Annotated in this window: 18 protein-coding genes; 15 read left to right on the top strand and 3 right to left on the bottom strand. The window is 47.3% G+C overall.

Annotated elements, in window-relative coordinates:
• The first annotated feature begins 105 nt into the window (after positions 1-105).
• From gshB to HQN60_RS05375, 8 genes are all read left to right on the top strand, one after another.
• Positions 106-1,056: a glutathione synthase gene (gene gshB, locus HQN60_RS05410; RefSeq protein WP_173532699.1), complete on the top strand. Its 951-nt coding sequence runs from the start codon at positions 106-108 to the stop codon at positions 1,054-1,056.
• Complete coding sequence (locus tag HQN60_RS05405; protein WP_254456681.1) at positions 1,050-2,159, top strand: FAD:protein FMN transferase; 1,110 nt, start codon at positions 1,050-1,052, stop codon at positions 2,157-2,159. Before gshB ends, HQN60_RS05405 begins: the two co-directional genes overlap by 7 nt.
• 171 nt (positions 2,160-2,330) lie before the next feature.
• Complete coding sequence (locus tag HQN60_RS05400) at positions 2,331-2,744, top strand: PTS sugar transporter subunit IIA (RefSeq protein WP_173532698.1); 414 nt, start codon at positions 2,331-2,333, stop codon at positions 2,742-2,744.
• A gap of 2 nt (positions 2,745-2,746) precedes the next feature.
• The gene (locus HQN60_RS05395) at positions 2,747-3,019 is read left to right on the top strand and encodes an HPr family phosphocarrier protein (protein ID WP_173532697.1); all 273 of its coding nucleotides are present in this window, start codon (positions 2,747-2,749) and stop codon (positions 3,017-3,019) included.
• 144 nt (positions 3,020-3,163) lie between these two features.
• Positions 3,164-4,891, top strand: coding sequence for a phosphoenolpyruvate--protein phosphotransferase (ptsP, locus tag HQN60_RS05390; protein ID WP_173532696.1), 1,728 nt, complete (start codon positions 3,164-3,166; stop codon positions 4,889-4,891).
• 65 nt (positions 4,892-4,956) lie between these two features.
• Positions 4,957-6,603, top strand: a complete 1,647-nt coding sequence (locus HQN60_RS05385; protein WP_173532695.1) for a GGDEF domain-containing protein — start codon at positions 4,957-4,959, stop codon at positions 6,601-6,603.
• The gene (locus HQN60_RS05380; RefSeq protein ID WP_173532694.1) at positions 6,596-7,666 is read left to right on the top strand and encodes a tetratricopeptide repeat protein; all 1,071 of its coding nucleotides are present in this window, start codon (positions 6,596-6,598) and stop codon (positions 7,664-7,666) included. The genes HQN60_RS05385 and HQN60_RS05380 overlap by 8 nt, the downstream gene beginning before the upstream one ends.
• Before the next feature lie 118 nt (positions 7,667-7,784).
• Positions 7,785-8,459, top strand: coding sequence for a class I SAM-dependent methyltransferase (locus HQN60_RS05375; protein ID WP_254456680.1), 675 nt, complete (start codon positions 7,785-7,787; stop codon positions 8,457-8,459).
• Between the two features lie 83 nt (positions 8,460-8,542).
• Here HQN60_RS05375 and HQN60_RS05370 read toward each other — a convergent pair whose 3' ends face one another.
• Positions 8,543-9,274 carry a carbonic anhydrase family protein gene (locus HQN60_RS05370; RefSeq protein ID WP_173532693.1) on the bottom strand — a complete coding sequence of 244 codons (732 nt, stop codon included), beginning with the start codon at positions 9,272-9,274 and terminating at the stop codon, positions 8,543-8,545.
• Between the two features lie 359 nt (positions 9,275-9,633).
• Here HQN60_RS05370 and HQN60_RS05365 point away from each other — a divergent pair, with 359 nt between their 5' ends.
• Positions 9,634-11,925 (top strand): YgiQ family radical SAM protein, encoded by a 2,292-nt coding sequence (locus HQN60_RS05365; protein ID WP_173532692.1) that lies wholly within the window; start codon positions 9,634-9,636, stop codon positions 11,923-11,925.
• Positions 11,926-11,976: 51 nt separating this feature from the next.
• Here HQN60_RS05365 and HQN60_RS05360 read toward each other — a convergent pair whose 3' ends face one another.
• On the bottom strand, positions 11,977-12,240 hold the full coding sequence (locus HQN60_RS05360) for a hypothetical protein (RefSeq protein WP_173532691.1): 264 nt from the start codon (positions 12,238-12,240) through the stop codon (positions 11,977-11,979).
• A gap of 144 nt (positions 12,241-12,384) precedes the next feature.
• On the opposite strand from HQN60_RS05360, the gene HQN60_RS05355 reads away from it, so the two are divergent.
• From HQN60_RS05355 to HQN60_RS05330, 6 genes are all read left to right on the top strand, one after another.
• On the top strand, positions 12,385-12,582 hold the full coding sequence (locus HQN60_RS05355; RefSeq protein WP_173532690.1) for a SlyX family protein: 198 nt from the start codon (positions 12,385-12,387) through the stop codon (positions 12,580-12,582).
• Between the two features lie 261 nt (positions 12,583-12,843).
• Positions 12,844-14,853 (top strand): BCCT family transporter, encoded by a 2,010-nt coding sequence (locus HQN60_RS05350; RefSeq protein ID WP_173532689.1) that lies wholly within the window; start codon positions 12,844-12,846, stop codon positions 14,851-14,853.
• A gap of 87 nt (positions 14,854-14,940) precedes the next feature.
• Entirely contained in the window at positions 14,941-16,893 is a 1,953-nt protein-coding gene (locus HQN60_RS05345; RefSeq protein WP_173532688.1) for a putative bifunctional diguanylate cyclase/phosphodiesterase, read from the top strand.
• 146 nt (positions 16,894-17,039) lie between these two features.
• Complete coding sequence (locus HQN60_RS05340; protein ID WP_173532687.1) at positions 17,040-18,605, top strand: TIGR03862 family flavoprotein; 1,566 nt, start codon at positions 17,040-17,042, stop codon at positions 18,603-18,605.
• Between the two features lie 28 nt (positions 18,606-18,633).
• Positions 18,634-19,662, top strand: coding sequence for a class I SAM-dependent rRNA methyltransferase (locus HQN60_RS05335; RefSeq protein ID WP_254456679.1), 1,029 nt, complete (start codon positions 18,634-18,636; stop codon positions 19,660-19,662).
• 257 nt (positions 19,663-19,919) lie between these two features.
• On the top strand, positions 19,920-21,128 hold the full coding sequence (locus HQN60_RS05330) for a Dol-P-Glc:Glc(2)Man(9)GlcNAc(2)-PP-Dol alpha-1,2-glucosyltransferase (protein WP_173532686.1): 1,209 nt from the start codon (positions 19,920-19,922) through the stop codon (positions 21,126-21,128).
• Between the two features lie 53 nt (positions 21,129-21,181).
• On the opposite strand, the gene HQN60_RS05325 is transcribed toward HQN60_RS05330, so the two are convergent.
• Positions 21,182-21,880, bottom strand: a complete 699-nt coding sequence (locus HQN60_RS05325; RefSeq protein WP_173532685.1) for an HAD family hydrolase — start codon at positions 21,878-21,880, stop codon at positions 21,182-21,184.
• Positions 21,881-21,990: the final 110 nt, after the last annotated feature.

Here is a 21,990-nt window from a genome sequence, read left to right as displayed (position 1 = left end):
CTCTGAGTCAAGGCGCCATCATTGGCTAACAATGATGGCGATTCTTTTCAAGCGACGGCATTAAATACGTGAAATCGAGTTGGGCTATTTAAAAAGGATTCAAAAATGCGATTTTTATTTGTTGTTGATCCACTCGCTAGTTTCAAAATTTATAAAGACACAACTTTTGTGATGATGCGCGAAGCGATTGCGCGTGGACATGAAGTTTGGACGTGTTTGATTGACGAGTTGAGTTTGAAGCAAACGCTGGTTCAAGCGACTGCGCGGCGTTTAACGTTAACGCCTAATTCGGATGATTGGTATCAAGAAGGCGACGCAGAAACGATTGCTTTACGTGATTTTTCTGGCGTATTAATGCGTAAAGATCCGCCATTTAATCAGCAATATTATTATGCAACGCAGCTATTTAGTTTGGCTGAAGAGCAAGGCGCTAATGTATTTAATAGCGGCCAAGCTTTGCGTGATTTTAATGAAAAATTGGCGATTTTTAAGTTTCCGGAATTCACCACCGAAACCATGGTCAGCCAAAATCCTGTGGATATTCGCGCCTTTGTCGCAGAGTTCGGTGATGTGATTGTGAAGCCACTCGATGGTATGGGTGGGGCGGGTATCTTTCGCTTGCGCCCAGACGACGCCAACTTGGGCTCGATACTCGAGATGCTCACCGCTAATGGCACGGTTTCCATTATGGCGCAAAATTATCTGCCGGCGATTAAAGACGGCGATAAACGCATTTTGCTGATTGATGGCGTACCCGTTGAATGGTGTTTAGCAAGAATTCCGGCGCAGGGTGAAACGCGGGGCAATTTAGCCGCTGGTGGCACAGGGGTGGCGCGGCCTTTGACGGCGCGTGATCGTGAAATTGCCAGCCAGCTTGGTCCGCGTTTGGCGGCACAAGGTTTACTCTTGGTGGGGCTGGATGTGATTGGCGATCATCTCACCGAGGTCAATGTCACTAGCCCAACGTGTTTTCAAGAAATCACCGCTCAATCGGGGATTGATGTTGCAGCCCTATTTATTGACGCTTTAGAGCGTAAGGTGCTGGAGCAGTGCTAAACACCGCTGAGCGAGTCGTGCATTTAACGACCGTTGGCATCGTGCCGCGTTTGTTGCGTGCGGCGAGGCGCTTTGGCGGCCGTTATGCTTGGCTCGCTGCGGGTTTGCTATTGAGCGCCTGCAGCCAGCCGCAGTTGTATACCCAAGAGAGCTATGTTTTTGGCACTCGAGTACAAATTAGTATTTATGGTTTAGAGCCTGATGTGGCTGCAAAGCATGCCAATGCCGTCTTAAAAGAACTCGATCGTTTACACGTTAAGCTGCACGCTTGGCAGCCTTCTGAAGTGACCCGTTTAAATCAAGCTTTTGCCCGCGGTGAACCGGCGCTGGTGGATATTGAATTGGCGCAAATGATTCAGCAAGCTGCCAATTACGCACAGCGCTCTGATCAATTATTTAATCCTGCCGTTGGCAATTTGGTGCAATTATGGGGGTTTCATCAAGACCAGTTTGCACCGGTGACGCCAGACCCTGCGGCGTTACAAGCGGCATTGGCCGCACAACCTAGCCTAGATGATTTAACGTGGAATGGTGCTAGCGTGAGTAGCAGCAATCCACAGTTGGCGATTGATTTTGGTGGTTTTGCTAAGGGCTGGGCTTTAGATCATTCGGCCAATTATTTGCGAAAAGCGCGGGTGATGAATGCGCTGGTGAATATTGGTGGCAATGTGATTGCGCTGGGCAAAAAAGGCGGCGAGCCTTGGGTGGTGGGTTTGCAACATCCACGTTTGCCTGAGGCCATGGCGACATTGCCCTTGTATGACGGCGAAGCGATTGGCACGACGGGAGATTATCAACGCTTTTTTGAAATGAATGGTCGGCGTTATTCTCATGTGATTGATCCCCGCAGTGGGCAGCCAGCACAAGGCGTACAGGCGGTGACGGTCCTTAGCCCAAGCCATGCCGATGCCGGGACGGTGTCTGATGTGGCAACCAAACCGATGTTTATTCAGGGGGTACCATCAGCACTGCGTTATGCGCAGCGCTTTGGAATCAAAGACGTGTTAATGGTGAGTGCCAACGGCGATGTGTATATTACTGAGCAATTACAACAGCGTTTAACATGGCTAAAACCACCGCCGCATTTGTATCGATTACGCTAAATTGTTGTAGTGATGTTATTAGGTACTATGAACATGTCGTAAGTTTTAAAACAGCTATATTATATCTATGGTCTGTTAATGTTTTGGTTTTGCTAAATCATGCGTTAACAAACTCTAGCTAAATAGATATCAAAAGCTCTAAAAACGAGCAGTAAAAGGATCCCGTCACACATGGTAGGAATCATCATTGTCACTCATTACACCATGGGTGAAGCGCTTATTGCCTGTGCTCAGCACATTATGGGACGTGCTTTGCCGCAATTGGCTCAATTGGCGGTGAGTAAAGCCGATGATCCCGATGAATTAATGAAGCGAGCGCAAGAATTGATCAATCAGCTGGACGATGGCTCTGGCGTCTTATTGTTGACCGATATTTATGGCGGCACGCCTTCAAATATCGCCAATCGTTTAATTGTTCCGGGCCACGTTGAAGCGGTTGCAGGGGTTAATTTGCCGATGCTGGTTCGAGCATTAACTTATGGGCATCAATCGCTAGATATTGCCGTTAGCAAAGCCATTACCGGTGGTTTAGAAGGGGTGTTGTATATGCTGCCGACGGTGCCACAAGATGAAAAAGGCGATTAATAATGTTGCAACAAGAAGTAGAAATCATTAATAAATTAGGATTACATGCGCGAGCATCGAGTAAGTTAACGCAATTAGCCAGCCAGTTTCAATGTGAGGTATGGATTACTCGTAATCAACGTCGCGTCAATGCCAAGTCAATTATGGGTGTGATGATGTTGGCCGCAGGCAAGGGCAGCAAAATTACGATTGAAACTAGTAATGCTCCCGATGAGGCAGAAGCGATGAATGCATTGCTAGCCTTGATTGCGGATAAATTTGGTGAAGGCGAGTAAGTCCTCGTACATGCATAACATGCAGGCCGCAAGGGCGATGTGTTGATGCGAGGCCACGCAGCAAGCAAACAATTGGTTCACTTGGCATGATCTAGCGATGTGAATGAATGCATTGGGCGAAATGCTCGCCTTGGAGGGAAATGGATGAGTATTACTTTGCATGGTTTAGGCATTGGTGGCGGTATTGCCATCGGTCACGCGCATTTAATATCGCAAGCCGATATTGAAATCGTGCATTACCAATTGCCGCCCGAAGCGATTGCCGGTGAAGTACTGCGCTTTGAAGACGCAATTCGTAATACACGCAAAGAGCTTGAAATGCTATGGGGAAGCATCCCCGAAAATGCGCCCACTGAACTGGGGGCATTTTTAAGCCTGCATATAATGCTGCTCAACGATCACACCTTATCCAAAGACCCGATTCATTTAATTCAAACCCAGCATTGCAATGCCGAGTGGGCTTTGCAGCAACAACTGGATGTATTGTTGGCGCAGTTTGATGAAATCGAAGAGGAATATCTGCGCGAACGGCGCACCGACGTCATTCAAGTGACTGAGCGTATCTTTAAAACCCTGGCCGGACATGAGCCGATTTTTCATGCCCCGCACTGTGGGGGCGACGACTGCATTTTAGTCGCGCATGATTTATCGCCCACCGATATGGTGCTGTTTAAAGATAGTAATTATCGTGCTTTTATTACTGACGTGGGTGGGGTGACTTCACATACCGCGATTTTAGCGCGCAGTCTTGATTTACCTTCGGTATTGGCTTTGCGCCATGCGCGAGAAATGATTCGCGAGCAAGAGCTCATCATTGTCGACGGGATTAATGGCGTCGTTATTATTGATCCCGATGAGCTGATTTTGGCCGAATATCGTTTGCGGCAAAACGATTGGCTGCTGAAACAAAATGCCTTGCAAGACATCCGAACCAGTCAAGCCATCACGCGCGATGGCACGCCGATTGAGTTGTATGCCAATATTGAATTACCCGAAGATTGTGAGCTGGCGCTAGAAAATAACGCTTTTGGGATTGGTTTATTTCGCTCTGAGTTTTTGTTTTTAAAAGAGGACGATTTACCCAGCGAAGAAGAGCAATTTATTGCGTATAAGGCCGTTGCTGAGTCAATGCAGGGCAAGCCGGTCATTATTCGTACTGTCGATTTGGGTAAAGATAAAATCCCTTCGTGGCAGTCTGAAAGCGAAGCTCCCAACCCTGCGCTGGGTTTGACTGGGATTCGCTTATGTATGGCCGAGCCGCAAATGTTTCGCACGCAATTGCGCGCGCTATTACGTGCCTCGGCTTTTGGCAAGGTGAAGCTGCTCTTGCCAATGCTGTCGACCATTAACGAAGTGAAACAAACGCGAGTGCATTTGGATGAGGTAAAAGCCGATTTGCGCCGTCATCAGATTTTATTTGATGAAGGCATCGAGCTCGGCGGCATGATTGAAGTCCCCGCTGCGGCGATGGCGGTGGGCACTTTTTTAAATCATCTGGACTTTGTTTCAATTGGCACAAATGACTTGATTCAATACGCCTTGGCAGTCGATCGCAACGATGATGCAGTCAGCCATTTGTACGATCCACTCAATCCTGGCGTTTTGCAGCTGTTGTATCACGTGATCAGTACTGCGAATCGTTTGGGCAAGCCAGTGTCGATGTGTGGTGAAATGGCCGGTGATCCGAGTTTAAGCCGTTTATTGCTCGGCTTAGGCTTACGACGGTTCTCGATGTTGCCGATTCAATTACTGAAAGTGAAGCAGCTGATTTTATCGGCAGAAATGGCGTTTATCACGCCGATTGTGGCGCAAATGCTGGCGGCTGAAGACAGCGATCGTTTACGCGAACTTTTACAAGAGCTTAACAAATAGCAGGGTATCTGCTTGTGGGTAATGTATATCAACGATTAAAAGCTGATACCTTGGTGGTGTATTAATTGGCTAAAATCCAATCTAGCAATTGTTCGAACAATCAGGTTGCAGAGCTTGACGCTTTATTGATGGCTGCGCGGCAGCAATATCGCAGTGATTGCCAGCAAACGCTGCTTTTAGCCGAGCAAGCGCTGCGGATTGCGCAGCAGCAACGTGATGCAGCGGCGCTCGCTCACGCCACTTTACTGCTTGGCCAAGCGCATTACATTTTATCTGGCGCGGAAACCGCACTCCCCATTTTACGTAAGGCACTCACACAAGCCAAAGCCATCGCGGCGCATCGCTTGGCTGCTGAAAGTTTGATCGGTATTGCATGTGCCCTGCAAAGCCTAGGGCAATTGCATGCGGCGTTTTTAGCCAATCTTGACGCTTTGCAAGCGGCCATTTTAGACAATGCACTTACACTATATGCCGAAGCTTATTTAGGCATGGGTAATCTCTATGTGCAGCACAACGAGCATAGTAAAGCGCTGCATTATTTAGCCTTAGCCAGTGAATGGGCGGATTTATCGGCAGACCAAGATTTACGCTGTAAAACCCGGCTACACCTGAGCGCCACTTTGTTATCGTTACGAGAGTTTTCGCTCGCTTACGACGTACTGCAACAAGCCAAAACGTTTTTAATTTTGCCATTACGGCGCGATTGGCAAGCCGAGATTTTTAATTACCTCGGTTTAATTCATGTCGAGCAGGGTGAATCGAGCTTGGCGCTCGATTGCCTACAAATGGCGTGCAAAATTAATGCCGAAGCCGGTTTTGTTTGGGGGCAAACGGTCAATTTATTGGGTTTGGGCAAGTTAAGCTTTCGGCTTGAGCAACCGCAAGCGGCGTTAAGCTATTTGCAGCAAGCTTTGGCGTTGGTGGATGAATTCCAAGACTTATATCTATTGCAGCAAATTCATTATCAACTTTATCTGATTTATGAAGCGCAAGGCGATGTTGTGCGAGCGATGATGCATCACATTGCTTATCACGATCATTACATGAAATTGCAACGGCAAAAAGAATACAGCCAATTTCGCGCCAATGATAAGCGTCGTCTGCAAAATGTTGAGATGAAGTTGAAGCTACTCAGCTCTGAGCTGGAAGTTAACCAGCTGAAGCAGCAACGTCATCAAGAAGTGGATCGCTTACGAGAGCTAGAAAGCGCGGTCTATCACGATGGGCTCACAGGCGTGTACAACCGCCGTGCTTTGGATGAACGCTTGCCAGAATTACTGCGGTTAACGCAAGAAAGCCAAGGGCACTTATTGGCGATAATGATCGATTTTGATCACTTTAAGCAGGTTAATGATCGCTTTTCACATCATATTGGCGATGTTGTGTTGCGCACAGCGTGTGAATTGCTATCTAAATTAACTCGTGATAACGATATGCTGGCGCGGTATGGCGGTGAAGAGTTTGTGTTGATTGTGCATCATATTGATGCCGCTATTGCGAACCATATTGCTGAAAGAATGCGGCAAAAGATCGAACAATTTAATTGGGCCGATTTGCAAACCGGCTTGCATGTATCGATTAGTTTGGGCTGTGCCGTATGGCAATACGGTGAAAGCGCAGAACAACTATTGGCGCGTGCCGATAAGGCCTTGTATGCCGCCAAACATGGCGGGCGAAATTGTGTGCGTTTTGCCGAGGTCGATCATGCTTGATTTAAGCCAATTACAGGCGCGCGGCAATGCCATTGCGATCTTGGCCAATCAAGATTCTACCGCTGCTTTGCTACAAGCTGACGCGATGCTCGATGCAATGCAGGCGCAGCAATTGCCAGAGGCGATTGCCATCGCACTGCAAACCAAGGTGCGCGTGTTACAACGGCTACCGAATAAAACCCAAGCAATTGCGCTGCAAAATGAATTAATTCGCTATTTAAAGCGCGAACAACTGCCGCAAAATCTGGCTGCGGCCTATTGGCGACTGGGGCAAATTTATTACGACAGCCTGGCGTTTTATCGTGCTTTGGATGCTTGGCTTAAGTCACTCGAGATCGCCGGAGAGCGGCAAGATATCCATGCTGCAGCGCGGGCGTATATTGGCGTAGGCAAGTTCTTCTTTGGCCTTGGTGAATATACCCGTGCTCTACATTGCCATAATATGGCACAAATGATTGCCAGCTCGCTCAATCTGGTACAGCTGGATACTGAAATTGGTTTGAATATTGCTGCCGATGCTTTTCGATTACAAGATTTTGCAACGGCGTTAACGGCACTCACTAAGGCCAGAGCCGCGTTTGATGCTGGTTTAAATCGACCTTCTTGGTTAGGCGAGGCCGATTTTTATCAAGGTATGATTTGTTTTGAACATGGTGAGTTTGCTAAGGCGCAGGAGTTTTTAAGCCGAGCTTATAAAATTCACCATAAGCAGCATAATTCATGGGGTGAAAGCCATGTTTTATTGGCGCTAGCACGAACATTTATTAAATTGGCCGAGTACGAACATGCCGTTGAATGCCTAGAAACTGTTTGCGCATTAAGCGAGCAACATCAGCAAATTTTGCTGAGTATTGAAGCCTACGAAGTTTTATCCATGCTGTATGTTGAGCAAGGTGATTATGCAAAAGCCTTGCAGTTTCATAAACGGCTCCATGAATTAATTCGCAATAATCCACCCGAGCAAAGGCCGGGCTTACGATTAAGCCGGCATGCTAGTCAACGCTTACAATCGATTGAGTCAACGCTAGAGCTGATTCGAATTCAAGCACGTTTGCAGTGCTAGCGACGTTTCGCTGGCACTGATTGAGCCTGCCAAGCGGCGCTTTTTACGCCAAATCCATATTAATGCCACAGGTAAAGCGGATCGTTCACGCGGTATAATCGTTTTTTTGCTGTAGTGAATGAGTATTATGTCTCGCGAAACGCTGTCTTTAAACGATGAAATGCGCAATTATTTCCTCGATACCGCCTTGCGCGAACCGGCTATTTTAGGTGAATTGCGTGATTTTACTGCCCAACATCGGGTGGCAAAAATGCAGTTTGCGCCAGAGCAAGGCGCGCTGCTGATTTTCTTATTGCGCCTAATTCGTGCTAAAAAATACCTCGAAGTCGGCACATTTACTGGCTATAGCTCAATCGCTGCGGCGTTGGCGATGGGGCCAGAAGGGCGCGTCATTGCCTGCGATTTGGTCGAAGAATTTACCAATATTGCCCAAGAGTGGTGGAAAAAAGCCGGCGTTGCAGAGCAAATCACCCTTAAATTGCAAGCTGCGGTGTTTTCTTTAGAAACCTTGGTCGCCGAAGGTCATTCCGGCAGTTTTGATTGCATGTTGATTGACGCCGATAAGCCGTTTTATCCAACGTATTATGATTTTGCTTTGGAATTGGTGCGCCCGGGCGGTTTGATTATTTTGGACAATATGTTTCTTGGTGGCCGTGTTGCCAACCCCAAGCCACATCATCCGGCCAGCGTACAAATCTTGCATGATTTTAATCGGCAGTTGCGGGATGATCCACGCGTCGAGCATGCTATGTTGCCAGCAGGCGATGGGATGACATTGCTATTTAAACGTTAAGTTTTTGGCTGAATAGAAAAAAGGAAGACATCACAAAGCCCTAGGGTATATACCGCTAGGGCTTTTTTGTTAATGGCTGTAGCTCAATACCAAGTTACTTGGCCATTGCTGGTGTTGTACATTGCGCCAACAATTTTAATTTTGCCTTGTTCTTCCATTTCTTTCAGAATTGGGCTCATTTGGCGGATTTTTTCAACCGTTTGCTGCACATTCATTTCGGCCACGTCTTGCACGAACTCATGGTTGTGAGAGTTACGCTCGCCAGTGGTTTTTGTTGCGTTAACTGCCGGCATCAGTTTATCGAGTAAACCAGTTAAATTGCCCATTTTAACGTTGTCGCATGCGCCTTTAATTGCGCCACAGCTGGTGTGGCCCAGCACGACAATCGCGCGTGATCCGGCCACTTTGGCGGCATATTCAAGACTACCAAGCATATCTTCATTGACCGTATTGCCCGCAACACGAGTGGTAAATAAATCACCAATCCCTTGATTAAAGACCAACTCCGGCGCCGAGCGCGAATCAATACAGGCCACAATGCTGGCCAGTGGATATTGCCCAAGCGCGGTTTGTGTTACTTGTTTTTTATAATCGGGGGCAAGGGCTTTGCCGCCACTAAAGCGCGCATTGCCATTTTTAAGAATGGTAATTGCTTGCTCTGGCGTAATGCTAGCTTGTACCGATTTAGTCAGGGTTTTGCCAACGGCATAAGGCTCTGGTTTAACTTCACCACCATGATCATCGCCCGCCCAAGCCGCTGAAACAGCCAATGCCGATGATAGAACAAGAGGAAGTAGTAAGGATTTCGCTTTCATTGTGTTGACTCCAGATCAAACGTGATGAGAAAAACGTAAAAATTTATATATAATATGTCAGAAAATATGGCGATATGACACTGTGTTTCTGAATATAGTTCTTATTTTTACTGACATAAGTCTTGGATAGCAACAAAATCCATCCGCGAATTGCCATCCGACTGACGGCGGTGTTCAGTTTGAAAAAGATCATGCCGTTTGCAGTGCTACATGGAAATGAAATGCGAGCTTAAATCTGACTTAAATCCTTAAAAACATTAAGGTTTTTCATTGCTGGGATAGATAAATAACTCGCGGTTTAGCTCTGCATTCCAGCAAAAATCTGCGACAATGCGCGATTAGCCTTGTTTGTGATCAGCATGAATACCTCTCATTCCCCGATTTATGATTTGCCCGCAGGCGTAACGCCGCGTCAACCTGCGCCTTTTTTGCCGATGAGCCGCAAGGAAATGGATGCGCTGGGTTGGGATGAGTGCGACATTATTCTGGTGACCGGCGACGCGTATATTGATCATCCGAGCTTTGGGATGGCGCTGTTGGGACGGTTACTTGAAGCGCAGGGTTTTCGCGTTGGGATTATCAGCCAGCCCGATTGGACCTCGGCCGACGAATTTAAACAGCTTGGCAAACCGCGACTGTATTTCGGTGTCACGTCGGGCAATATGGATTCGATGATTAACCGTTATACCGCGGATAAAAAACCACGCTCGGACGATGCCTACACCGCTGGCGGTATGGCCGGTAAACGACCCGATCGCGCGCTAAATGTATATTGCCAACGTTGCCGCGAAGCCTATCCGGGCGTGCAAATTATGGCGGGCGGCATCGAAGCCAGTTTGCGCCGCATCGCGCAATATGATTATTGGAGCGATAAAATCCGCCAGTCGGCGCTGATTTATTCTAAAGCTGATATTTTACTGTTCGGCAATGCCGAACGCGCCTTGGTGGAAGTCACGCAGCGCGTTGCTGCCGGTGAAAAAATGAGCGAAATTCGCGATGTTCGCGGTACCGCATTTTTAGCCCCGCATGGCTGGCGACCTGCTGGTTGGGTAGAGCTGGATTCATCGATTGTGGATATTCCGGGCAAGGTTGAAGTCCATCCTAACCCGTATGCGATGGAAGACGAGAAGCAGCAAAGCGCTGCTGCCGATGCCCCTGCACAAGATGCAGTAAAAACCATTCAAATTGTTTCTCGCGAAGCGCGCCTTGCCGCGCGCCGCGAAGTGCGTGGCCGCACGGTGATTCGGATTCCGTCGTTTGAAACGGTGACTTATGATCCAGTCAGTTACGCCCATGCCAGCCGCACGCTGCATTTGGAATCCAACCCCGGTAATGCCCGCGCCTTGGTGCAGCAACATGGCGAACGGGATGTGTGGATGAATCCACCGCCGATTCCGCTAGAAACTGCCGAAATGGATTACGCTTTTGATCAATACTTTGCGCGTAATCCGCATCCAAGCTACGGCCAGCAAGTGATTCCCGCGTGGGATATGATCCGGTTTTCGATCAATATTATGCGCGGCTGTTTTGGCGGCTGTACATTCTGCTCAATTACCGAGCACGAAGGGCGGATTATTCAAAGCCGTAGTGAGGGCTCGGTATTGCGTGAAATCGAAGAAATTCGCGATAAAACCGCGGGCTTTACTGGCCATATTTCCGATTTGGGTGGGCCGACGGCGAATATGTATCGCTTGGCGTGTAAAGATCCAAAAATCGAAAAATCCTGCCGCCGTTTAAGCTGTGTTTATCCCGGTATTTGCGAGAATTTAAACACCGATCACAGTAGTTTGATTCAACTTTATCGCAAAGCACGTAAGATTCCGGGCGTGAAAAAAATCACCATTGGTTCGGGGCTACGTTACGACTTAGCGGTCACGTCACCGGAATACGTGAAAGAATTGGTCACGCATCATGTGTCTGGTTATTTGAAAATCGCGCCGGAGCATACCGAAGAAGGCCCGTTGTCCAAAATGATGAAACCGGGCATCGGTACCTTTGAAAAATTCAAAGCGATGTTTGAAAAATTTAGTGCTGAAGCCGGCAAGCGGCAGTATTTAATTCCTTACTTTATCGCCGCGCATCCGGGAACGTCGGATGAAGACATGCTGAACTTGGCGCTGTGGCTGAAGAAAAACGATTTCCGCCCCGATCAAGTGCAAGCGTTTACGCCAACGCCGATGGCAATGGCCACGACGATGTGGCATACCAAGCGCAATCCATTGAAGAAAATTCATCGCAGCTCGGAAAAAGTCGATGTGATTCGTGATGAAAAACGCCGTAAAGCGCATAAAGCGTTCTTGCGTTATCACGATCCAAAAAACTGGCCGCTACTGCGCGAAACACTGCGCGAGATGGGCCGTGCTGATTTGATTGGCAATAGCCCGAAACATTTGATTCCAATGGAGTCGCCCGAAGAGCGCGCCATGCAAGCCCGACCGGTGCCGAAGGGTAACGCACGTGGTGGCGGTGGCCCGGGTTCGGTCGGCAAGATACCTAATAGAAGTAATGGCGCACGTAATAGTACAAACAATACTCAGCGAGCAATACCCCGTGGTGCTGCGCCAGGTAAACCCAAAGCAGCGGCGACGCCTAGCCGCCCGCAGTCAGGTAAACCGGGCGCAACGCTAGCAAAGAAACCCCGCGCTCGTTAGCGCCAGGATGAACTAAGCCACAGCAGTGGCTTAGTTCGATGACGCACAGTTTTAACACGAGATACTGGCAAAGGCGCTGGCATGTAGGTCGAGAAAATCGGCTGCAGCGGTTTTGCTGCTAAAGATGGACGGTGTGGTTTGATTGGCTTCACGCAGCATCGCGACTAGATCGGCATCGTCAGTGAAGGCCATTTTTTTGCCAAATAAAATCAGCCAATCACCGTGCACTTCAACGATGCGGGCATGCAGTTGTGGCGCTTGATCGCGTGCTTCTGGCAGGGTGTAAAGATGGATACCTTGAAATTGAATGGTCATCGAACATATAGCTGTGTGGTTGATCTCCGCATTATCTTGCCTTGGACTGCTGATTTTGGCTAGGGTGGTGCTCAGTGTTTTAAAAACGAAATCTGCTGCTGAGCGAGTATCATCAAATTGATATTGAAGTTTATTGGAGTAATTATGGAAGCGCGCATCACCGAATTAGAAATCCGCCTTGTATTGCAAGACGAATTACTCGATGATTTAAATCAAATCATCGCGCGGCAACAGCAGCAAATTGACCATTTGCAACAGCAAGTGAGTTATTTACAAGAGCGCAGTGTTGGCCCCGAGCAGTCTGGACGCAGTCTTTTGGATGAAATCCCGCCGCATTACTAGGCTTCATTTTATGTTGATCACGGTGATGCCATTGCGAGATGTTGGCGTTTCATGCTTGATCCAATGATGGGATTTTTATTTCGCCAAGGCCGCCGTTAGTGCGGCTTTTTTGTGTTTGCAATATGTATTAGTCATACTGAAAAGTGTCGATGATTTTTTCATTTTCAGCACGTATTTCCTTACAAAGATGTACATATTTGGGTGGGTTGATCGAGTTCAGCATGTTATGGTGTTTTTTCTGAAAATGAAAAGGAGTAGTGGATGAAGACGTCTACCTTATCAACACGAACGACCTTTTGCTGGCCAGTTGTACTACCTAGTTTGGCTTTAGTGCTGGTGTTATTGCTATTTTCAATGCTTGCGCCGAGTCAGGCCGAGTACATTTTTAACTCCAGTAAAAGCTGGATTACCACGTATTTCTCTTGGTTTTACACTCTGGCTGTCGCCGCTTTCGTTATTTTATTAATTGGTATCGCGATTAGTCGTTACGGCAATATTCGCTTAGGGCCAGATGATGCCGAGCCCGAGTTTCGTTTTTCATCGTGGATCGCCATGCTGTTTGCCGCAGGTATGGGCGTAGGACTGATGTATTTCGGGGTCGGCGAGCCAATACAGCACTTGATTGCACCACCGACTGCTGTCGTCGGCACGCCATCTGCTGCGCGCGAGGCCATGCTGATGACCTTCTTTCATTGGGGCATTCATGCTTGGGCGATTTATGGCGTGGTCGGGCTGGTGCTGGCCTATTTTGGCTTTCGCTACAATCTACCACTGACAGTGCGCTCGGGGCTTTATCCCATTTTAAAAGATCGGATTAATGGTCCGTGGGGACATGCGGTTGATGTGTTTGCGCTGTGTGGCACGATTTTCGGGATTGCAACCACGCTAGGTTATGGTGTGTTACAGCTGTCAGCTGGATTAACTCACGTCAGTGGCTGGGATTTTTCCGGCTTGCCGATGCAATTGGGTTTGATCGCTGCCGTTGTGACTTTAGCTGGTTTATCAGCAGCATCTGGCTTGGGAAAGGGCGTTCGAATTTTAAGTGAGATTAATTTATCGCTGGCTATTTTCCTCATGCTGTTTGTTTTAATTGCTGGCCCAACACTCTATTTATTGGGCAGTTTTAGTGAAAATATTGGCAATTATTTAGCCAATATTGTGCAGCTGACTTTCCGCAATTTTACCTATGAGCCGGCTAATTCAGAAAATTGGTATCAAGGCTGGACCATTCTGTATTGGGCGTGGTGGATTTCTTGGGCGCCTTTTGTTGGCATGTTTATCGCGCGGATTTCACGTGGCCGTACCATTCGGGAGTTCATTATCGGGGTGCTGCTGATTCCGGCAACGTTTAATTTCTTGTGGATGACGGTGTTTGGTAATGCCGCGATTTGGGTCGATACCCATACTGCGATGGGGGCGCTGGGCGCAAGTGCCAGCAATGTCGATGCACTATTGTTTACCTTCCTCGATTATTTACCGATGGCCGGTGTAAGCTCGACGGTTGCCTTGGCGCTGATTGCGATTTTCTTTGTCACTTCCGCTGATTCGGGCGCTTTTGTGATCGACAATATTGCTAGCCGTGGCAATACCCAATCGCCAGTGTGGCAACGCTTATTTTGGGCGGTGATTTTGGGCTTAGTTGCGGGCTGCTTATTGACCGCTGGTGGTCTAAAAGCGCTGCAATCGATGACGATAGTTGCTGCGCTGCCTTTTGCCATTGTGATGTTGCTATTGTGTTTTAGTTTGCTCAAAGGTTTACGGGCGGATGAATTGCATGCTCGGCAAAAATTGTCGCATGCGAGTAATTTTTGGAATGGTCAGCGCTGGCGCTCACGCTTAGTGCAGATTTTACGCCAGCCAACGCAGCAAGATGTTCGTACTTTTTTAAGCGATACGGTGCAACCGGCGATGGAAAAAATAGCCGAAGAATTGCTTAAAAATGGGGTTGAGGCGAAGGTTGAGCGCGTTAGCGAAGATAAAGTGCAATTGGAAGTCATCCAAAATCAGTTGCGTGATTTTGTGTATGGCGTGGCATGTACGCAAAAACTGGTACCTGATTTTGCTTTAGCCAATACCGCTTTACCCACCTCAGAACAAGCCGAAACGTTTGAACCGACGACTTATTTCACCGATGGCCGTAAAGGTTATGACGTGCAGTCTTTGGTTGAATCTGAAGTGCTGGCTGATATTTTGAAGCAATATGAGCGGCATTTGAGTCTTTCGCTCAATGCTGACGCCTCTTTATTACAACACGCGCCATCTCATCGTTGATTTAGCGTAAAGAAACAGCGCACATTTGTGCGCTGTTTCAACTTATACGCTATAAAAACACATATTCTTTCTTAAAAAGTTGGTCAAATGCGTCATTCGTTAACTCGACGCTGTTGCCAGTGGTTAAGACCACTCGTTTCTCAATTTGGCGTGTATTTCTTTTTTGCGGTCGTGATTGGTCTTGGTTTATTACTGAGCATCATCGTGCTTTATAGTGGCAAGCAAGTGAACGCGGTCATTCAGCCTTTAGTGAATGAATCAGTTCCTATCTTGCGCACAATCAGTGAGCTTAAAACCAAGGTGACTGAACGCCAAGTCATCATGAATCAATACTTTGCTTATGGGCTCAATCAAGCACAGTTCAAAAAGAAATACCGCGAGAATCAAATACGATTAAGTCTGCTGGTACAGCAATCAGACCCGAAACGACATCAGCATCCACGGCACATTGCGATTATGGCCTTGAATGACAATGCTCAGCTATTGGCCGAACGGCTAGAGCAAGTGATGAGTAGTAATCCCGTTGATGCGGATGAAGCACGAGCTATTTTGGTCGAAAGTGCCATTGATACCAATGAATTGCTATTGCAACTGGATCGCTCTTTTGTCGATGTGAGTCAAGAAATCGAAACCGCGAGTCGTCGATCTTTATATGACGTTAGTGTGATGATTAAGCTGGTGCTGGCGTATAGCTTAGCAATTGTGGTGATTGCTATTTTGGTCGCGTATTACATTCATGCACGCCAACGCGCCGAGAAAAAATTAGCCCATGCCGCACGCCATGATCGCTTAACCGACCTACTCAATCGACGCGTTTTTGAGGCCGATATTGCCGCTTTGGGTGATACGCCGTATGCGGTTATTTTGATTGCAATTGATCGTTTTCAGCGGGTACAAGGCGGTTTGGGTTATGAAGCGGGTGACGAATTATTGGTCGCCGTGACCGCCAGATTGCAGCCGATTATTCAACAATTTGGTGGGGTGTTATATCGATTTGAGAGTTCGTATTTTGCGGCTTTATTGGATTTAAGCGGCGAAGAGAGACCGCCAGAGTTGCTTGCCAAAGAGCTGCACGATGCCTTGCAAGTGGGTATTTTGATTGCGGGTCATGAATTATTTTTAACCTTGAGTATGGGTGGCGCCATTTATCCGCAAGATGGCGGTGATGCGGTGACATTAATTCGCAATATGGATGCAGCACTGGAGCAAGCGCAGCAACAAGGTGGCAATGCCTTACGCTATTACGATCAAGAAATGAATGCACGTGCTATCGAGCGTTTGGCCCTTGAGGCCGATTTGCGCTATGCGATCGAACGCAATCAATTGCAGCTGTATTTTCAACCCCAAGCGCATATTCATTCATTACAGATTATTGGCGTTGAGTGTTTAATTCGTTGGCATCATCTTGGTAAATTGGTTTCACCGATTGAGTTTATTCCCTTAGCTGAAGAATCTGGACTGATTATTCCGATGGGCGAATGGATTTTACGTACCGCTTGCCAGCAGGCGAAAGCTTGGCAAGATGCGGGTACGCCGCTGATTGTGGCGATTAATATCTCGGTTCGGCAGTTTCAGCACCCGCATTTTTTGTCCTTGGTGCGTCAGGTTTTGCAAACCACGGCAGTCGATCCGGCATGGATAGAATTAGAAATTACCGAAAGTGTGGTGATGCAAGACGCCGATCATACGATTGAACTACTGCAGCAATTACGCGATTTAGGAGTGATGCTGTCGATTGATGATTTTGGTACTGGTTATTCTAGTTTGTCTTACTTAAGACGATTCCCGATTAATAAATTAAAAATTGACCAAAGTTTTGTCGGTAATTTGGTGTCTGGAAACCAAGACGCTGCCATTGTCGATGCCATCGTTCGCTTGGGGCATAATCTGGGCTTAACAGTGATTGCCGAAGGGGTTGAAACAGAGGCCCATTTAGCTGTTTTAGCGCAGCTGCATTGCGATGAAATTCAAGGATATTATTTCTCACGGCCATTACCGTTGGCTGAGCTGACCCGCTTTTTATCCTCACAAATCGCTTGATCAATATCTTGTGGCGATTGATCCAGATCTGATGGGCGGTTTTTCCAGTAAAAAATGCGTAAAAACAGCAAATTGTGCAGTCTTAGCCGGTGAATTTCGGTATAAGAGAGCCTTCGCGTTTTATTGCCTTTGAGTTTGGATTTCCTATGCCTAAGAAAAAATCGACTGCCTCTCCCTCTGTTGCCATTATTGGTGGTGGCCCTGCTGGCTTGATGGCGGCCGAAGTGATTGCGGCGGCTGGATTTTCAGTAGAATTATTTGATGCAATGCCTTCGGTTGGACGTAAATTTTTATTAGCCGGTGTCGGCGGAATGAATATTACCCATGCCGAAGATGCGGTGCAATTTTTAGGCCGTTACGGCTCAGCTAGCCAAAACCTAGCGCCAATGATTGAACAATTCGGTGCCAATGCACTCACTGCTTGGGTGCATGATTTAGGCATTGAAACCTTTATTGGTTCATCAGGGCGGGTATTTCCAAAAGAAATGAAAGCCGCGCCATTATTACGTGCGTGGTTAGCGCGGCTTAAAGCCAGCGGCGTTAAATTTCATGTTCGTCATCGCTGGTTAGGTTGGGATCAAAACCAAGCGTTGCGCTTTGCCAATCCAGAAGGTGAAGTTCAGCGCACATTTGATGCCGTGGTGTTGGCTTTAGGTGGTGGTAGCTGGGCTAAGCTCGGTTCAGATGGCGCTTGGGTGCCATTATTGGCCGAGCAAGGCGTGGATATTGCACCATTAAAACCAGCCAATTGCGGTTTTGATGTCGCTTGGAGCACGCATTTAAGTGATAAATTCGCCGGTAGCCCACTCAAATCGGTTGCGGCAGCCACTCGTCCTCACGATGCGAAAAAAGTCGGTGAATTTGTACTCACTGCTGGCGGGATTGAGGGGAGTTTGGTCTATGCCTTGTCTAGCCAATTACGAGATGATATTGCTGAGCACGGCAGTGCGACCTTGTGGTTGGATTTAGTGCCACAAAAATCATTGGCGCGTATTACCGAAGAATTATCGTTGCCGCGCGGCGCTGATTCGATGGCCAATCATTTACGCCGCAAGCTGGGGATTGAAGGTGTGAAAGCCGGCTTATTGCGTGAATTGGTGAGTAAAGAAGACTTTATGCAACCGGCGAAATTGGCAGCGGCGATTAAATCATTAGCCATTACACTATTGGCACCGCGCCCGCTGGATGAAGCCATTAGCACTGCCGGTGGCGTGAGCTTTGCCGCGTTAGATGCTAATTTAATGCTGAAATCCGCGCCTAAGGTATTTTGTGCTGGTGAAATGCTCGATTGGGAAGCGCCAACTGGTGGTTATTTACTCACCGCGTGTTTTAGTAGTGGCCGTGCAGCAGGCTTGGGCGTGATCAATTGCTTGCAAGCCGCCTCTGAGACTAAGCCTAAAAAAGCCGCCAGCAGCAGCGCTGAAGGTAAAGTTGCCAAGCCTAAAGCCAGCGTCGCAATGGATAGCGAAGCCGTGCCGGTGAAAGCAAAGCGGGTGAGTAAAGCCAAGGTAGATGCTGCCGAATCAATTGCCGCTACCGCTGAAAACCCCAAAACCCGTGCTGCAAAAACAGTACCTGCAGCGAGCACGGAACTTGAAGCTGCACCGGTGAAGCCCAAACGCAGCCGAAAAGTCGCCGAAGCCCCTGCGGTCGAAGAAACGGATGTTGTGCCGGCGAAAGCCAAGCGCACCCGCAAACCGACCCAAGAATAAACCCATTACAATTTAATTGAGATAGAGCATGACTGATACGATGCAAGAACCATTGTTTTCCTTACTTGATACGGCGTTAGCCAATCGCGCGGAACTAATTACTCAACTTGCTGCTGAGCAAACCAATACTTACCGTTTATTTCACGGCAGTATTGAAGGTGTGCCAGGGTTAACGATTGATCGTTATAACGATTTAATCTTGATTCAAACTTTCCACCGCGCTTTGTCGATTGAGCAATACGCTGAAATTGAAGCGTTTTATGCCCGCACTTACCCGGCATGCGCGCTGGTTTATAACGACCGCAGCCACGGCAATTCGCGGGTGATGAATCGCTTAACCGAAGCCGAAGAAATCATCGCTTACGAGCCGCGCATTGCTCAAGAACTGGGCGTGAATTACCGCATTCAAGGTCGTCATAACGGCCAAGATCCATGGTTATTTTTGGATTTACGCGCCGGCCGTCGCCGCGTGATGCAAGAAGCCGCTGGCAAATCAGTGCTCAATCTATTTGCCTACACCTGCGGTGTGGGTATTGCTGCTGCCAAAGCCGGGGCACGCCATGTGGTGAATATTGATTTTGCTGAATCGAGTTTATTGGTGGGTAAAGATAATGCCAAACTTAACGATTTGCCGATCCGCGTGCGCTTTGTGCAATCGGATGCATTTGCCGCATTGAATCAATTGTCGGGTAAAGGTCAAGCGACAATGGTGCGCGGTAAACGTATGCCAACGTTCCCAAAACTGGAAAAACAACAATTTGATTTGGTGATGCTCGATCCACCACGCTTCTCGAAAAGCCCATTTGGCGTCGTTGATTTGGTGAATGATTACGCCTCAGTATTTAAGCCGGCACTGCTGTCGACCGCTGAAGGCGGTACGCTGATTTGTTGCAATAACGTCGCGCAAGTGTCACGCGATGCTTGGCTGGATCAACTCGAGCGCTCTGCGGCTAAAGCCGGCCGCCCTATCAGCAGCATGGAATGGATTAAGCCCGATAGCGACTTCCCAACATCGGATGGTCAGCACCCACTTAAAATCGCGCTATTACGCGTTTAATCTGTCGTATCACAATGGCCTGCTTTGCAGGCCATTTTTTTTGAATTGGTTGCTGAAAAGTAACGCCCTTTTTTGATTTAAGTTGAGTTATTGGTTTTTTTGATTTTTTTCATTTTCCATTGTGGCATAGTCAGCATAAATGACCCGCGACGAGGTCATCCCAATGGATGGAAGGAAACAATGCAAACTCTAATCTTCGGCACTTCATGCCAGATCATCATCACTCCTGCCCGCAATATCGGAATTAGGAGTAAATCATGAATAAAATTAATCACTACCTTAATGCTATTTTATTACTGGGTTTAGTATTGATTGGTTGGATATATTTTAAAACCGACCCGCTACGCGTAGACGAACATACCAATCTATCGCAAATTGTGACTTATGCATCGGGTCGATTGATTCATGATCCATTTTTAACCAGTGTTTCTGGTTATCATTATTTAATGTCTTGGATTGTTCGCTTATTTGATTCAGATTCAACCGCCTTATTACGTGGTTTCAGTGCCGTGCTGGGTTTGGGGTGTATTGCATTTTTTTATCAATCAAATCGCGTATTGCAGCAAACAACCAGCATTGAACGCGTGGTTCAATTTGCTGTTTTTCCAACGATTTTTCCGTTTTTCTTTTTGATTTATAACGACGTTGCATCGTTGTTTTTTATTCTAGCAGGCTTGTCTTTATGTTTGCGGCAGCGTTATTTACTTGGCTGTTTTATCTTAATTTTAAGTATGGGAATACGGCAAAATAATGTGATTTGGCTAGTCGCCATTCCCGCACTTTGCTGGCTGCAACAAACTCAATTTAGTGTTAATCGCGCTAATTTTTTGGCTTTTGCTCGAAATTGCTGGCCGATTGGCTTAGGTTTAGTCGGCTTTACTATTTTTCTAGTGCTCAATAAAGGCGTGGCCGTGGGGGATCGCAGTATGCATCCACCGTTTGCTTTGAATAGCGGCAATGTGTTTTTTTTCTTATTTTGCTATTGCCTTATTTTCTTGCCGCTAGTGTTGTCTCGAACACGTGACAATATTCGTTTTGCTTTGGCGCAGCAGCATACCGGCTTGATGCTGGCCGTGTTGTTTGCGCTGTATTTATTCGCGTTTAATAATACGCATCCGTATAACAATGTGAATGAAGATTTATTTATTAGAAATTGGATATTAATGAAGATTTTTGCCAGCTTTGAGCTAAAAATCTTGTTTTTTATTCCGGTGGTACTCGCAATATTGGATTTGGCGCATAGTCTGCAGCAACGGCCAATCTTATTGCCGATTCTTTTCGCCAGCCTGCTATTTTTGATGCCTTCATGGCTTATTGAGCCGCGTTATTACATGATTAGTTTTGCCTTGATCATGCTGTTTCGTCCCGATGGCCGTCTGGCGGTAGAAAAGCTCACTAGCATGTATTGCGCGCTGTTGTCGGTTTTGGTGCTGTATGCGACACATCAAAATATGTTATTTCTATAATCTATTGGGTATATCTTTGTATTGATTATATGGATATACCTCGTAATACATCCTTAATTTAAATGCGAATCCGGCAAATCAAATGCATGCCGGATTCGTGCGCCAAGCTCTACTGGCGTGCGTGAAATAATCACTTCGGGCACCGCGTATTTGAGCGTCAACCGCTGTAGGTCTTCAAAGCCATACGACACCATAAAGGGATTCACGCCGGCCGCTTGCATGGCCAGATAATCTTTATGCTCGTCACCACAAGCAAACGCGCGAGCGGGGTTGATACCCAGTTGGCTGAGCGCAGTGCTGAAATACACGTTTTTCGGCGTTTTTAACGCTATGCAGCTAAAAAAATCCAATTGCTGAATATCTAAATCATGCCGAGCAAATAGGCGGGCCAGAGTAATGGCGGGTTCGTGCGTCACATTGCGCGTCACCAGACCGACTTTAATGCCGGGCGTGGCGAGCAATTGCCGCAGCAAAGGCGCAATGCTGGGGTAGAGCATCGCTTGTTCGCGGTAAATATCGGTCAGTGTGGCAATGAGTTCTTTGCGATTGGAATTGCCGAGGCTTTTGGCTAGATTGCGCGGAAATTCTTTCAGGCCGCCCAGATATTTGAATAAATTGCGCCTTTTTTGAAAGCGTTCCAAATCGCCAATTTGCATGCCATGCAAGCTAAAAGCGGTTTCTATGGCGCTAAATGCATCGATAATGGTGCCATCAGCGTCCAATAAGATAAGGCGATCGTGGCTGGCATACATAGACGTTCCGATGCTGGAAATAATCGCTACGGTAGCTGCCAATTATTGAAATAAGATGAATTGCCGATTTTATGCCCATAAAGAGACAAATCACGCCGCAGCTGTGCTTT

This window comes from Deefgea piscis (assembly GCF_013284055.1).
Classification (GTDB): domain Bacteria; phylum Pseudomonadota; class Gammaproteobacteria; order Burkholderiales; family Chitinibacteraceae; genus Deefgea; species Deefgea piscis.
The sequence above is the reverse complement of the archived record's forward strand: the minus strand, read 5'-3'. Positions and strand labels throughout refer to the sequence as shown.

What these genes read in the sequence shown, in the direction of transcription:
- HQN60_RS05350 (WP_173532689.1), top strand. Translation starts at nt 12,844, where the DNA reads ATGAAGACGTCTACCTTATCAACACGAACGACCTTTTGCTGGCCAGTT.
- HQN60_RS05395 (WP_173532697.1), top strand. Translation starts at nt 2,747, where the DNA reads ATGTTGCAACAAGAAGTAGAAATCATTAATAAATTAGGATTACATGCG.
- HQN60_RS05355 (WP_173532690.1), top strand. Translation starts at nt 12,385, where the DNA reads ATGGAAGCGCGCATCACCGAATTAGAAATCCGCCTTGTATTGCAAGAC.
- HQN60_RS05400 (WP_173532698.1), top strand. Translation starts at nt 2,331, where the DNA reads ATGGTAGGAATCATCATTGTCACTCATTACACCATGGGTGAAGCGCTT.
- HQN60_RS05330 (WP_173532686.1), top strand. Translation starts at nt 19,920, where the DNA reads ATGAATAAAATTAATCACTACCTTAATGCTATTTTATTACTGGGTTTA.
- HQN60_RS05325 (WP_173532685.1), bottom strand. Translation starts at nt 21,880, where the DNA reads ATGTATGCCAGCCACGATCGCCTTATCTTATTGGACGCTGATGGCACC.
- HQN60_RS05340 (WP_173532687.1), top strand. Translation starts at nt 17,040, where the DNA reads ATGCCTAAGAAAAAATCGACTGCCTCTCCCTCTGTTGCCATTATTGGT.
- HQN60_RS05380 (WP_173532694.1), top strand. Translation starts at nt 6,596, where the DNA reads ATGCTTGATTTAAGCCAATTACAGGCGCGCGGCAATGCCATTGCGATC.
- HQN60_RS05345 (WP_173532688.1), top strand. Translation starts at nt 14,941, where the DNA reads ATGCGTCATTCGTTAACTCGACGCTGTTGCCAGTGGTTAAGACCACTC.
- gshB (WP_173532699.1), top strand. Translation starts at nt 106, where the DNA reads ATGCGATTTTTATTTGTTGTTGATCCACTCGCTAGTTTCAAAATTTAT.
- ptsP (WP_173532696.1), top strand. Translation starts at nt 3,164, where the DNA reads ATGAGTATTACTTTGCATGGTTTAGGCATTGGTGGCGGTATTGCCATC.
- HQN60_RS05360 (WP_173532691.1), bottom strand. Translation starts at nt 12,240, where the DNA reads ATGACCATTCAATTTCAAGGTATCCATCTTTACACCCTGCCAGAAGCA.
- HQN60_RS05375 (WP_254456680.1), top strand. Translation starts at nt 7,785, where the DNA reads ATGAGTATTATGTCTCGCGAAACGCTGTCTTTAAACGATGAAATGCGC.
- HQN60_RS05370 (WP_173532693.1), bottom strand. Translation starts at nt 9,274, where the DNA reads ATGAAAGCGAAATCCTTACTACTTCCTCTTGTTCTATCATCGGCATTG.
- HQN60_RS05335 (WP_254456679.1), top strand. Translation starts at nt 18,634, where the DNA reads ATGACTGATACGATGCAAGAACCATTGTTTTCCTTACTTGATACGGCG.
- HQN60_RS05365 (WP_173532692.1), top strand. Translation starts at nt 9,634, where the DNA reads ATGAATACCTCTCATTCCCCGATTTATGATTTGCCCGCAGGCGTAACG.